13 protein-coding genes and 1 pseudogene are annotated in these 12,608 nt (G+C 55.2%); all 14 read left to right on the top strand.

Annotation, left to right across the window (positions count from 1 at the left end; translation table 11 throughout):
- The first annotated feature begins 62 nt into the window (after positions 1 to 62).
- The 14 genes and pseudogenes from QN224_RS30905 to QN224_RS30840 all read left to right on the top strand — a co-directional run bounded on the left by QN224_RS30905 (position 63) and on the right by QN224_RS30840 (position 12,502).
- Positions 63 to 1,058: a glycosyltransferase gene (locus QN224_RS30905; protein WP_173514313.1), complete on the top strand. Its 996-nt coding sequence runs from the start codon at positions 63 to 65 to the stop codon at positions 1,056 to 1,058.
- 77 nt (positions 1,059 to 1,135) lie between these two features.
- Positions 1,136 to 2,212: a capsular polysaccharide biosynthesis protein gene (locus QN224_RS30900; RefSeq protein ID WP_173514312.1), complete on the top strand. Its 1,077-nt coding sequence runs from the start codon at positions 1,136 to 1,138 to the stop codon at positions 2,210 to 2,212.
- Positions 2,213 to 2,429: 217 nt separating this feature from the next.
- Positions 2,430 to 2,570, top strand: a complete 141-nt coding sequence (locus QN224_RS30895) for a hypothetical protein (RefSeq protein WP_283979778.1) — start codon at positions 2,430 to 2,432, stop codon at positions 2,568 to 2,570.
- Positions 2,567 to 2,821 carry a hypothetical protein gene (locus QN224_RS30890; protein ID WP_283979777.1) on the top strand — a complete coding sequence of 85 codons (255 nt, stop codon included), beginning with the start codon at positions 2,567 to 2,569 and terminating at the stop codon, positions 2,819 to 2,821. Before QN224_RS30895 ends, QN224_RS30890 begins: the two co-directional genes overlap by 4 nt.
- A complete protein-coding gene (tnpB, locus tag QN224_RS30885) occupies positions 2,818 to 3,198 on the top strand; it encodes an IS66 family insertion sequence element accessory protein TnpB (protein ID WP_173514192.1) in 381 nt (126 codons plus the stop codon). The genes QN224_RS30890 and tnpB overlap by 4 nt, the downstream gene beginning before the upstream one ends.
- 12 nt (positions 3,199 to 3,210) lie before the next feature.
- Positions 3,211 to 3,682: pseudogene (locus tag QN224_RS30880) on the top strand (IS66 family transposase zinc-finger binding domain-containing protein); the annotation flags it as partial.
- A gap of 450 nt (positions 3,683 to 4,132) precedes the next feature.
- Positions 4,133 to 4,516, top strand: a complete 384-nt coding sequence (locus QN224_RS30875) for a hypothetical protein (RefSeq protein WP_173514191.1) — start codon at positions 4,133 to 4,135, stop codon at positions 4,514 to 4,516.
- A 249-nt stretch (positions 4,517 to 4,765) separates the two neighbouring features.
- Entirely contained in the window at positions 4,766 to 5,491 is a 726-nt protein-coding gene (locus tag QN224_RS30870; protein ID WP_283979776.1) for a DUF6270 domain-containing protein, read from the top strand.
- A gap of 80 nt (positions 5,492 to 5,571) precedes the next feature.
- A complete protein-coding gene (locus QN224_RS30865; protein ID WP_283979775.1) occupies positions 5,572 to 5,862 on the top strand; it encodes a hypothetical protein in 291 nt (96 codons plus the stop codon).
- A gap of 429 nt (positions 5,863 to 6,291) precedes the next feature.
- Positions 6,292 to 7,005, top strand: a complete 714-nt coding sequence (locus QN224_RS30860) for a hypothetical protein (RefSeq protein ID WP_173514188.1) — start codon at positions 6,292 to 6,294, stop codon at positions 7,003 to 7,005.
- 3 nt (positions 7,006 to 7,008) lie between these two features.
- Positions 7,009 to 7,413: a hypothetical protein gene (locus QN224_RS30855; protein WP_173514187.1), complete on the top strand. Its 405-nt coding sequence runs from the start codon at positions 7,009 to 7,011 to the stop codon at positions 7,411 to 7,413.
- A gap of 198 nt (positions 7,414 to 7,611) precedes the next feature.
- The gene (locus tag QN224_RS30850; protein ID WP_173514186.1) at positions 7,612 to 9,213 is read left to right on the top strand and encodes a heparinase II/III family protein; all 1,602 of its coding nucleotides are present in this window, start codon (positions 7,612 to 7,614) and stop codon (positions 9,211 to 9,213) included.
- Positions 9,214 to 10,067: 854 nt separating this feature from the next.
- Complete coding sequence (locus tag QN224_RS30845) at positions 10,068 to 10,841, top strand: ABC transporter permease (protein WP_173514212.1); 774 nt, start codon at positions 10,068 to 10,070, stop codon at positions 10,839 to 10,841.
- Positions 10,842 to 11,896: 1,055 nt separating this feature from the next.
- Positions 11,897 to 12,502 (top strand): hypothetical protein, encoded by a 606-nt coding sequence (locus tag QN224_RS30840; protein ID WP_173514185.1) that lies wholly within the window; start codon positions 11,897 to 11,899, stop codon positions 12,500 to 12,502.
- The last annotated feature ends 106 nt before the right edge of the window (positions 12,503 to 12,608 follow it).

The following is a 12,608-nucleotide window of genomic DNA, read 5'->3' as shown; positions in this document are numbered from 1 at the left end:
GCAGACCTTGTCGACCGGTCGGCCCACTTGATCCGAAATACATAAGAAATCGGAATCCGTGAATGCGAACAAGTGAGTTAACCATTGCGCTAATTTCTGACAGCCTTACAGCGGCATGCTTGTCAAAGGAATGTCGTGTACTGACGTTAACGCCGCTGAACTATAAATGGGTGCTCCGCCTGCAGAAGCCGGACTTGTTGTTCGTTGAATCCGCTTGGGAGGGGCATAGACGCCGGTGGAAGTATAAGGTTGCATCGTATCCAGGGGGGCACACCAACAATAAAAAGCTAGAGAAGGTCGTGTCGTATGCTCGCGATCGCGGAATACCGACTGTCTTCTGGAATAAAGAAGATGGTGTCCATTTTGATAGATTTATCGATAGCGCAGAACTATTTGACCACGTCTTCACTGTCGATGTGAACTGCATGGACAGATACAAAAAAGTAATCCGCGATGGGGCTACGGTAAACACGTTAATGTTTCCCGTACAAACAGCCACCCATTATTTTCGCGGATTTGATTTCAAATTCAATAAGGCAAATTTCGTCGGAAGTTACAGTCGAAAAATACACGAGGCTAGGCGCAATTGGCAGGACCTAATGTTTTCCGCCTGCGCAACCGCCGGGGTTAAGACCGTCGTTTATGATCGGAACTCTGAGCGCAATTCCGCAAACTATCGATATCCTGAGTTTGAAGGAATAGAGGTTCGAGCGTCAATTCCGCATTCAGACACGGCTCAGGTATACAGAGACCATCTAATTTCACTTAACGTGAACACGATTGAGGACTCCCCGTCAATGTATTCGCGCCGCTTGGTCGAGATTCTCGCTTGCGGTGGAATTGCAGTGACAAATCCAACTGTAGCTGTCGATCGATACTTCTCGGAATACTGCCACGTTGTCAGGGATTTTGCCGAGGCCACAGATTTGTTCTCCAGATTGAAGAGGGGCCCCTCGCCCCGGGACTTGGAGCGTGCGGAGGCAGGCGCACGTTATGTGCTCGCAGAACACACCTGGTCCCAACGGTTGGACGACGTAAGAAGGGTGGTTGGGCTTTAGAAAATGGTTGAGTCCTGTGACAGTTAAGACGCGCAAGAAGGAAGCGGTCTGAGAATGGCCCGGATTGGAGCATGGAAATGGCTTTGAACCACCGGAAGCCGAGGACCGTTCACGCTCAGAATGCTGAACGCCCTCCGCTTTTCCTGTACGGCTTCAGTCGCTGGAAAGCCTACATACGTGACTGGTTTCCAGATGCGCACGTGATCCCTTCGCGTCCCCGTCTTTTGCCATTCGAATTCGATCTCTATTGGAAGCGTCGGCTCCTTCGCGATCCGCGGGCTAAAGTGTTGGCCTGGCAATATAACGGGCCGCCAAGGCTGAAGGAATTCTGCGCCCGCCACAGCATCCCCTTCCTCTATGTCGAGGACGGATTTCTCCGATCTGTAGCACTCGGCGCGTTGAAGGTACCACCGCTTTCGCTGGCCTTTGACGCGCAGGACATGTATTTCAACGCCAACGGTCCGACCGACCTCGAAGACATTCTAAAGACCTACGATTTCGAGGGCGACAGCGCCTTGGTGAGCCGTGCAAAGGCCGCCCGGGAGCAGCTCCTCAAGAGCCGGCTCAGCAAGTACAATTCCGGTCGATCACTCGATATCGCCTCGGTTTACGGCAACAAGACCCGACAGCGCGTGCTCGTTATCGGTCAGGTGGAGCGCGACGCATCGATCGCCTACGGCTGCGCAAAAAAACTGACGAACAACGACCTCGTCCGCCTCGCAGCGTCAGAAAACCCGGACGCTCAGATCATATACAAGCCGCACCCCGAAATATTGAAGGGCACGGCCAAAGCGAAGTCCAAGCCCGAGCTCGTTCGCGACATCGCGATGATCCTTACGCAGGATATTAGCCTCGCTGATTCGCTTGAAACCGTCGATCACGTCTATACCATCACCTCGCTTTCGGGTTTCGAGGCTCTCTTGCGCGGAATCAAAGTGACGACGGTGGGATGCCCTTTCTATTCCGGTTGGGGGCTGACAGACGATCGCCAGCCGAATCCACGCCGCAACCGAAAACTCTCCATCGATGAGGTCTTTGCGGCAGCCTATATTCTTTACGCCAAATATCTCGACCCGGTCAGCAAAACACCGATTGAGCTTGAGCGCGCATTAGAAGTCCTCGCCAGAATGCGCGCGGAGCAGATGGCGGCTTAACGCGCAGCACGCGCTAAAGCGGATTCTGCCAGTCTAACGCAGCAACACCGACCACGGCATAGGCCGAACCTAAGGAAAACTTGTTTGCTGAGCAGTCGGTCGCGTGAAAGTGGCGCTGGAGACCGAGTTCATCCTCGACGTAGCCCTCCGGTGACGGCCGCCTTGCCGAGGTAGGCTGAAGGCTGCAAGTCCTAGTGCAAGCACTAGGAGTAGTCCTATGACTAAGCATCAGATTGAGGTCATTACGTCGGTCGAGCGCCGTCGGCGCTGGTCTCGGGAGCAGAAGGAGCGGCTGGTCGCGGCGACGAGCGAGGCGCAAGCGTTTCAGAGATCGCTCACTCGGCCGGCATCCATGTGAGTCAGCTCTTCCGCTGGCGCAAGGAGCTCTGCCAGATCTCCGCGCCGTCCGCCCCGCAGCTCGTTCCGGTGGAGGTCGTCGAAGCGCTGCCAGCGCCAGCGACCCCGGCCGAGCCGCCACCGGTCTCCCGGCCGCGCAAGAAGGCAAGCATGGTGATGATCGAGCTTGGCGGCGGCCGTCGTCTCCGGGTCGAGAGCGACATCGACACTGAAGCCTTGGCTCGCATTCTTGATCTGCTGGAGCGGCGATGATCCCGGTCCCGAGCGGTGTGAAGTTCTGGCTAGCGACGGGCTATACCGACATGCGCAGAAGTTTTCCCGGCCTGACCCTGATGGTGCAGAAGACGTTGAACCGCGATCCGATGAGCGGCCATCTGTTCGTCTTCCGGGGTCGGAGCGGCGGCCTGATCAAGGTGATCTGGCACGATGGCCAGGGTGCCCGCCTCTTCACGAAGAAGCTCGAGCGCGGCCGCTTCATCTGGCCGTCAGCGGCCGACGGCACGGTGGTGATCACGCCGGCGCAGCTCGGCTATCTGCTCGAAGGCATCGACTGGCGAATGCCGCAAAAAACCCTGGCGTCCGACCTCGGCGGGATGAGCAAAACGCTGGCACGGCGGGAGCGAATATGATTCCATCCCGCCATGACCGATGCGGTCGATCAGCTTCCCGACGACCTTGCAAGCGGCATGCGATGATCCTCGCCGAGCGTGCAGCCCGACGTGAAGCGGAAGCCGTTGCCGCCCGCGCCCAGGCGGTGAACTCGCATTCGGATGCACTGATCGCCCGGCTCCGACTCGAGATCGAGAAGCTGAAGCGCGACATCCATGGCAGCCGCTCGGAGTGCAAGGCCCTGGCTTTTCGAACAGATGGAGCTGCAGCTCGAGGAACTGGAGGCCGACGCCAGCGAAGACGAAGTGGCGGCGGAGATGGCGGCACGTTCCTCGGCGGTCAGGGCGTTCGAGCGCAAGCGTCCGTCGCGCAAGCCTTTCCCGAGCATCTGCCGCGCGAGCGCGTCGTCATCGCCGCGCCATCAAACTGCCCGTGCTGCGGTTCGGCCAAGCTGGCAAAATGGGCGAAGACATCACCGAGACGCTGGAGGTGATCCCGCGCCAGTGTGTGTAGCCCGGGGACATAACTGACGGGTGTTCGGGGAGATGGCTTAGTACTCGAATTCCCTGCTCGAGTGACGATATTCGCGGCGGAAGTGGTCCTCCCAAGGGTCGAATGTTTTCTCTTCTTTGCCGAGTTGGTCCGGCTCGCGTTCATCATCCCGGAGTTGGCGTTCGAAATCCATCTTAGAGTCCAAAAAAATTTCCGAATTGGTGGCCTTTGATGACAACCACAATAGGATCGGACTTGCGATTCGAATAGCGCGCGCCGTTAGTTTCGAGGGCGACGGAAAGGGTATCCCGAACCATATGTAACCCGGCTGTTGGGGAGCACGTTTCTGCACGTCTCTGCGTAGGACATGTGTTTGCCCCTTGTTGGACGAGCAGCTAATTGCCTATGGTGGCATCACGTCCAATGAGAGCAAGTACCGAGCCGAACTGCAAAGAAAAACTGATGGCCATTGTCGATCTTATCAAGGACCTCGAGACGGCGAAGGAACCAAGCCGCACGTTAGACGTGGCCTTGGCGATCTTGCTTGGTTACAAGCGTAAGGTCGAAAACATCAAGGATCCAAATTCTGGGGAACAGACTAGGCGCGTTCTCTGGCTACTCCCCGGCGGCCAAGATCCCGGTCGCGTGCCACTGTATACTGCCTCGCTTGAAGACGCGCACTCATTTGCTCAGGCCACGGCCCCTGGACTCGCTGGAGGTGTCAGTTGGGATGATACTGGCGGATATGCTAAGCTTGGTGATGGACCCTATTGCTCTGGCGCCAACCCAGCCATTGCGCTCTGCATTGCTGCTTTGAAAAGCCAATCTTCTGAGAACAGTGACTAAGTGTACAACCTCGAGCAAGGCGTCCGAGGGCAGCCTCAAACAATCGTTAGCCACCCTCAAAGCTCCGACACGTCATCCCTCGCAGTGGCGGATTTGTGGATCAGGCCAAACGCACGAGGAACGAAGGATTGCGTTCCAAATCTTCCAATGATTAAACACCTTCGGATTGCTGAAGTGCATGCATGAGCTATGGCGACAAACGCGCCGGATTCATCTTCATTAGCTCGCTCTTGCGTTGTGAGGTCCGCTTTGAAGCTAGCCATTTTTGGAAGTTGCGTTACACGCGATGTTGTCGCGCATCTGCCGCCGTCCATTCAGCTCGTGTCGTATATCGCTCGCTCCTCCGTCGTAAGTGCGGCACAAGAAACGCCATATAGGATTGAAAAAGAACTTCCGGATTCTATCGGAGCGTTTGAACGACGGATGATTGGGCATGACCTGGAAAAGACGGGTATTGAGAGCCTGATCCAGCGCAACCCCGACATTGTTGTCATTGATTTAATCGACGAAAGATTTCAAGTTTACGAGTATTCCGGCACGCTTGTAACTCTTTCCGCACGAATCGCTAAGGAACAACTGGGGATGGAAATCAGGCAGAAAGGCAGACTTTTCAGACGTAACGAGGCCTTTTGTAAGTATTTTTCGCAGTGCGCTGAACTTATTCTCCGTCGGATTTGTGAAGGAAACACCAAAGTCCTGGTCAATGAAGCATACTGGGCTGAATACCACGCCTCGGACGACGGGACAAAGAGTTACGACGACCTAGGAAACATCCGCCGAAATAACGAACGACTCAGGCAATATTACAACAGCTTGAGGACTTTTCTTCCGAGGAAAAATTTCATTCGATACGACGGTCAATTACTAGGAGATCCAATGCATAAATGGGGCGAGTCGCCTTTCCACTATACGGCGTCCTACTATCAATATATCGCCAGAAAAATCATCGAATTTGGCGAAGAACAATGTGCTTGAGGCAGGAGCGTCGAATTAAATTTGTAGTGTGCGCCCAATTTCGCGCACACCTTTGCTCTGCGCCCCAATGAAGGAGATAAGTGGCCGATTTCGAAATCAGCAAGGTTCAAGATCCGCTGCCTGAACAAGAAGCCGCGCCCGATTACTGGTCTGGTCGTGATAATTTCGCGGGTTATGCAAGTCGACCTTCATGGCGTGCCGCATTCTCTCTTCTTCCTCGAGCATTTTTTGCGTTCGGTTGTAACGCCGTTAAAAAAAAATTGCTGGCGATCGAGACAGCAATTCGGCCGTGTTCGCCCTGTGGAACAGACGTCAATGCAGCCGCAGTTAGTCACGATGAGCAATTGGGGACTACGACTGACAGCGGGTGATGAGGGATTGCTGAAGATCTTTCCAGATCTGACCTTCGACGTCACTCATCGAGCCATGGCTCGGCGAAGAAGGCAAGTGGAGCGAAACGTCAACATCACCACTGGCGAGATGATCGACACAACGCATACTCCTATACGTAGGACTATCATCGACTTACCCGTCAACATCTCCCAAGTTGGCAAACCGAAGATGTGCGCGGCAAGGCGGCAAGCGTTTGGCCATACTTTGTTCCGACAAGGTGCGCCGTTCAACCAATTGCAGCCGCCGCGTTTATGATTTGAATAGCCGCCCTTATCTCCGAAAGCGAGTTCGAGGGCGGCGGGAAGGGTTTCCCGAGTCAAATGGCCGACCTTATTGTTGCGTTTGTTGTCGGCGATGGGCTAGGTTCACCGCCCCAAGGAAGGGACAAAATGACAGGGGCATAGATTGTGCTGTTGTACTTTCAGGAATTGCTGAGCAAATTTGGACACAAGACGCCATGGGGCACGCTCATCCAAACGGAAGAACCAAAACGGTTGGTTGATGTTGCCGTCGATCCGTTGCTCGACCAGTTCGACGGACTGCTTACCAGGGGCATTCCAGACGCGTATAGAATATGGTGTGCGGCGCAGGAATATTTGCGATTGGGTGACACGAAAAGAGCGATCAAGTGCCAGAATCTCAACTATTTGCTGCACAATTCATCCATCCCGAACTCACTGAAGCTCGGCGAAGGCGTTAGGTTCGGATACGGTGGTATTGGGCTTGTGCTTCATCGAGATTGCGAAATTCGCAAAGGGGCACTAATCGGGGCAAATGTCACCCTTGGCGGCCATTCCGGTGGAAGGACGCGTTTGAATTCAGCGGGGAAGCGCATTGGCGTTCCTTTAATCGGTGAGTATGCCTATCTTGCCACCGGCAGCAAAATTCTGGGCGGCGTTGAGGTCGGGGCACTTTCAATTGTTGGTGCAAACGCAGTAGTTCTGAAGGACGTGCCACCGTTGGCGATTGTGGCGGGGGTGCCGGCCCGACAAGTCGGGCGCATCACGACTGAAAACTGCCTCCGATACAAAGGCGTATTTGTCGCGCTGCGCGAGAGCCCGAACGACGAATACGTGGCACTTGTCAAGCATTACCAGGAACCAAGACCACTGGATAGGTAAGTCATGACGCGGCAGGAAATCATTGAGCAACTAGGAGTTCTGAAAGAGCCTAACAGGCATCTTGATCTGCAAATTGCCGTGCTATTCAAGTATCGTCGCGAGAAAAACACCATCCCAGCTGACGGTGACAAACCAGCGCGGATCCAAGCCATATGGTACGACCCGAACGGGAAGATGGTGGGAATTGTCCCTCGTTTCACTGAAAGCATCGATGCCGCTAAATCTTTGTTTGATTACGCGCTCCCAAAGGCGGCGGGCGGCTTCAGTTTCCACAGCGGATACGCCCAAGCGACAGTTAATGGTGGCGAAGCCGTAACAGCATTCAATGAGGCAACGGCGCTTTGTCTGGCGACGATGAAAGCGGTGCCTTCCTTAGAATCGTCCGTTGAAACCGAGAAAGAACAGTGAACCAGATGCATCCTTCCGGGGTCGCTCCCACACTAGTCCATACGGGGACGGACGGTGTGAAGACGATCGTTCACCAAAGCCTGTCTGGCGACGACAAATACGACCACGATGGCAGGGTCGATTGGTCGCCGAATGAAGATAGAGCGACCGGCGAAAAATGGCTCATAGTCCAGTTTGATCCTAGTTGACGGGGAGCGCATGCTGCACAGGGCATTTTCAGCCTTCTCAACGACGGCGCGTTTTTCGGTTTCGCCATGGCACGAGAGAAAATTAGGCCTTCTGACAGAAAAGCAGGCTTCGTCCGGTCGAGAAATAATCGTCTCTAGGACGTGGCAGTCGTCGCAATTCGGGGCCGTCTCGCTCGATGACGGCCATTGGAATCACCTAGACGACAAACCCCGCACGCTCGGGTGGCAGATCCACCAGTTTGCATTCATGCACGACTTGATCGCTTACGATCGACACAGTAGGAGCAAGCATGGCTCGGAGCTCGCGCTTGCTATGATCGATCAATGGTGGGCGAAGTTTCGGGCGGTCCCTATGGTCCGAACCAACATGGCCTGGCACGACCACGCAACGGCATTGCGACTAAGCAACTTTCTGCTGCTCCGCAGCCACTTCGGCGCGCGAGGCAGTGCGTTGTTGGACGAGATTTGTAGACGACATGCGTCCCTGCTGAAGCAGGAAGACTTTTACGAGCGGGGGAATAACCACGGCTTTGACCAGAGCCTCATCCTGTTCGAATACTCTCAGGAAATGGGCGACAGCGAAGCGGAGCGTCTCGCGCGAGATCGGATCCGTTTCGAGATTTCTGCAGCCTTCGCGCCAGACGGCGGCCATGTAGAAAACAGCACAGGCTATCATCATTTCGGCATTGCGCAGGTGAAGCACGCGAATGAAATAGTGATGGCCTACACAGGTGAGGAGATCGATACTCCCGGATTCATGGAGAAAGCCGAATTAATCCTTGCCCACATGACACGCCCGGATCGCAAGCTGCCTCACATCGGAGACACCGCCGATTTCACCGTCCGACGGCTACCCCAGCCGGCTTTTAGTGATCTTGCCCTGCAGGACAGCGGCTGGGCTTTCTTCCGTAGCGGCTGGGATACACAGGCGCTGCACGGCTCGTTCAAATCCGGGTATCGTAGCCAAGCGCATCGCCATGATGACGATCTGTCGCTTTCCTTGTTCGCGCTCGGTGAGGAATGGCTGATCGATGGTGGAATGTTTGCGCATCAGCCAAAAGACCCAATGCGTATCTACATGCGATCCGCCGATGCCCACAGCCTGCCTTTTGTTGTCGGTGTGCCGGCGTGGCGAGACATGGCTGCGATCGGCCAGCACTCGCGGATCGCGTCGTCGCGAAGCTCCGAAACCAATTTCGAAGTGACCGGTGAAACGAAGATGTGGCGAGGGTTCGATGCCAGACGTACAGTCGTGTTCGATCGTCTCAAGCGCACGATTACCATCAGAGATCAGATCGAGCCCGTTTCGGACGCAGCCCATCAACGAGTAAAGTCAAGAACTGACAGGGGCTATGCCACCTACGGGACACGTTTCCTGACCCCCAACGACAAGCGGGTTATTCGCATGCCAGATGGCGTCCGCATCAGTGGTCAGAGCGGGACGCTTAGCATTCAATCGAGAGTAACATGCAAGATCATATCAGGGCAGTCGGTGCCAACTATTGCAGGCTGGCGCTCGACAAAGCCTAACAACGTTGAACCGGCTTCCGATGTGTCTTTTCTCGTGACAACACATTCAATGGACGAGACATTCGTGCTCTGCTGGGAGTAGCCTTGAACCTCAAGTTCTGCGACTTCGACAGTGGTCGAATCGCGGGAGGTGCCGAGATGAACCGTAGTGGTGAACGACAAGTCTGCAGCGTCGGCGGTGGCCTCCGGTGACGGCCGCCTTGCTGAGACGGGCTGAAAGCCGCAAGCACTAGGGATTAGTCCTATGACAATGCAGCGTGTTGAGTTGATTACAACAACCGACCGGCATCTGGGCTTGTCTCGGGAGGAGACGAAGCGCCTGGTCGCAGTGCACAAACCCTCCGCGGCCAATCCATATTAGGCGCGCTCACCCACGATCCGCTGATCCGCTCACAGTCAGCGCGGAGCATTCCCAGTTCGGAGGCTCCCGAACACCTTGTATTGCGGCTCTTCGATATCGGCGTACGGCCTTCCACGAGCCTTAAGACCCGAGTGTAGCGACGTGGCGCGAGAAACTCGTCGGCCGAACAAGCCCGCGCGTGCCATAGCTAGACTAAGCTTCGTGACTGCGATCATTCTCTGCTTCACTGTTCCTTTGGAGGAGAATGGCCGTCAAGACTGAGCGGCCGGCATCGGACTATGGGCAGTTGGTCACGAACCGGAGGCGGTTCGCTTTAGTGATTGCAGCCCCATTCCACCTGCGCACGGTGGCAAGCACTTACGGCGGTCGGCTGACCGTGGCCGTGAATCACGTCGCACGACGCGCGGTCGCCTTACTCGACTTTGCGCATGGATTTGAAACAGGATCGTCGCGCCGACGGACGCAGCTTTGTCCATGGATCACCTTTATTGTTTATTGCCGAGGATAATGCCGAGGCTTGCCCGCAGCGGGATGTTAAGGGTAAACAGGCGCGAAACCATCCGGAGTGCAAGGGAATGAGTTTGGCCACGACCCATCTTCGCGTTGTCTCCGCGATGATCGTTCGCGAAATGTCTACTAAGTTCGGCAGCAAGCCTGGCGGATATCTCTGGGCGCTACTGGAGCCTATTGGGTACATCGCGATGATGACGGTCATCTTCGGTGCCATTGCGCATACCCCCGCACTAGGCACCAGTTTTATTCTTTTTTTCGCCACAGGGTATCTTGGATACCAGATGTATCAGGCAAAGGTGATGTATCTGAGCTCAGCCGTGCGGGCCAATAAGCCCCTGCTCAGCTATCCGAACGTGGCGCCGATCGATGCGATCACTGCGCGATACGTACTGCAAACGCTGACGACAACACTTGTCTCAGCAATTGTATTTGCTGCGATATTTTTAACATTACCGCACAGCCCTGAACTGAATTGGCCGAGATTGCTCGAAGCTGAACTATACGCAGGGTCACTGGCGCTTGGCGTCGGATTGTTCAACAGCGTCATGTTCGTAAAATACGCCCTTTATGAGCAAATATACGGCATTCTCACGAGACCAATGTTCCTTTTGTGTGGTGTGTTCTTCGTGCCAGGCGACATGCCTCATCCGTACAGAGACATTCTTCTGAGCAATCCCCTTTGTCATGTGATAATGCTTTTCCGCACTGGCTTCTACCCAGAGTACAGAGCGATAGGTCTGGACCTCCCATACCTCGCCCTGTGCTCTGCCTTGGTGTTCTTCGGCGGTATGACCGTCTTCACGATTTCCCGAAAGACGCTGCGAAACGAAACATAGAAAAGGCCGCGTCGAATCCATCGAGGTGGAAGCACGCCTTGGGGCTGACGGGGACCTGATACGTCATTGGAGTGTCTCGTCCGTCTCCAGCCTCAGAAAGATAGCAGCAGTTCAACTACTGCCGATCATCGAGCACGTCGCCTCCCACTCGCAGGCAATAAAATTGTGCTCACTGGCGGAAGCGCTGGTGGTTTTGCCGCTCTGTATTACGGCTCCCTAGTGCCCAGCACGATTATGGTTGTAAACCCTCAGACCGATTCTGCACTACGAGTACATCCGAAATTCCGTTTCAAGGTGCTTCGGTTGGACAGCGGGTGAGAGCCTGGAAGGCTGCTTCACGGATCAGGTCTTATCACTTCACTCATATCTTTCCGGCCACCCTCCAATGCGCGCTGTCCATTTCCAGAATGACAGCGACACCCATCACCTGGAGCGCCATGCATTCCCACTGCTAAGAGCGCTAGGCGGAGATGCCAGCCACAACGGAATAGATTTCTACTTCCGGAATTGGGGAAAATGACCGCGCCCCTGCCGCCCGCCACGTATGCAGACTGTGTGAACCGCATCCTCGCACACGGGACGGATGAAATTGCGGATATCTTGGTCGCCAGTCTCGGGAAGCACGGTGCGGCGCGCCTAGAGGCAGGAAACCAAGATTTCGTAACATTCAATCGTCGTCGGCGACAGCGTCGACTAGCGTCACGATCTGAAGCGAAACCGCGTGTGACCGTTCCCAAAAAGCCTTAACCATTTTCGATCAAGGCGGCAGGTGGCCCGACTGGGAGGTGAGGCATAAGAGCGTGTATGCTTCCTCTGGAGTAGGGGTGGCTCGTGACCTGCTCCCCAGGAATGTCCTCGCCGCACTTTCTTACTTGAAGCCAGCGTCGAAGCGCCACATACAGGCAGGTCGTAGAACGCTCTTGACCTTTGCCGCTTAAATCGACAAACGATTACAAGCCCTCAACTTTATCGCGATTAATTCAGCCTAATAGGGCTATGAGCCGGATGAATGTCAGGACGGGCACAGCGGCGTATATCAAGACCGGATGGTTAGCATGGTAGTCGGGATCAGAGATGAAGCAGAGTTGGCAGATATTGCCTTAACCTTGAAAACTCCTGCGGATGTTCGCCAAACCGAATGGCAGTCTGAGGTTATTGCGCTTGAGCAGTCATTGGCCAAGGCTCGCCGCGAGATCGAAGTGTTGCAAACGGCGCGGGAAACCAACAGAGAGCGCGATGCGCGAACCGAGGTTTCGATCACCGCAGCTTTAGCTCGGTTCGAGGCACTGCAGGAAGAGAAGATCGCACTGGCGGCAGAAGTGGTAGAACTCCGCGACCAACTGGCAGCTTCTGAACGCGCGCGAGCCTCAGAGCAGGCTAAGGTTACTGCACTGCAGAAAGAGAAAGCTTCCCTGGCGACACAGGTCGCATCACTGCGCGACCAACTGGCGGCCTCTAAAAGTGCCCGAGTGTTAGAGCAAACAAAGGTTAATGCACTGCAGAAAGAGAAGACTGTACTCTCGGGACAATTTGCGAAACTGCGTCACGAGTTGACAATCTCGGAGCGGAAGCTCAAGGCTGTGTACAAAAGCACGTCTTGGCGGATCACGAGGCCGCTTCGTAGCGTGAAACTACCCTCCATATGGAAGACGGCCCGCTGATTCGGCGCGCTTCGCCCCACCAAAAGCCCTCGGCAAGGATGTTTTCCCGGGATGGGGAGGTTGCTTGTCGCGCGTACGAAAGCATACGGGAAGACGGAGTTCTGAT

Origin of the sequence: Sinorhizobium sp. 7-81 (genome assembly GCF_030124405.1) — a bacterium.
GTDB classification, from domain to species: domain Bacteria; phylum Pseudomonadota; class Alphaproteobacteria; order Rhizobiales; family Rhizobiaceae; genus Sinorhizobium; species Sinorhizobium psoraleae.
This window is presented reverse-complemented; position numbering and strand designations above follow the sequence as displayed.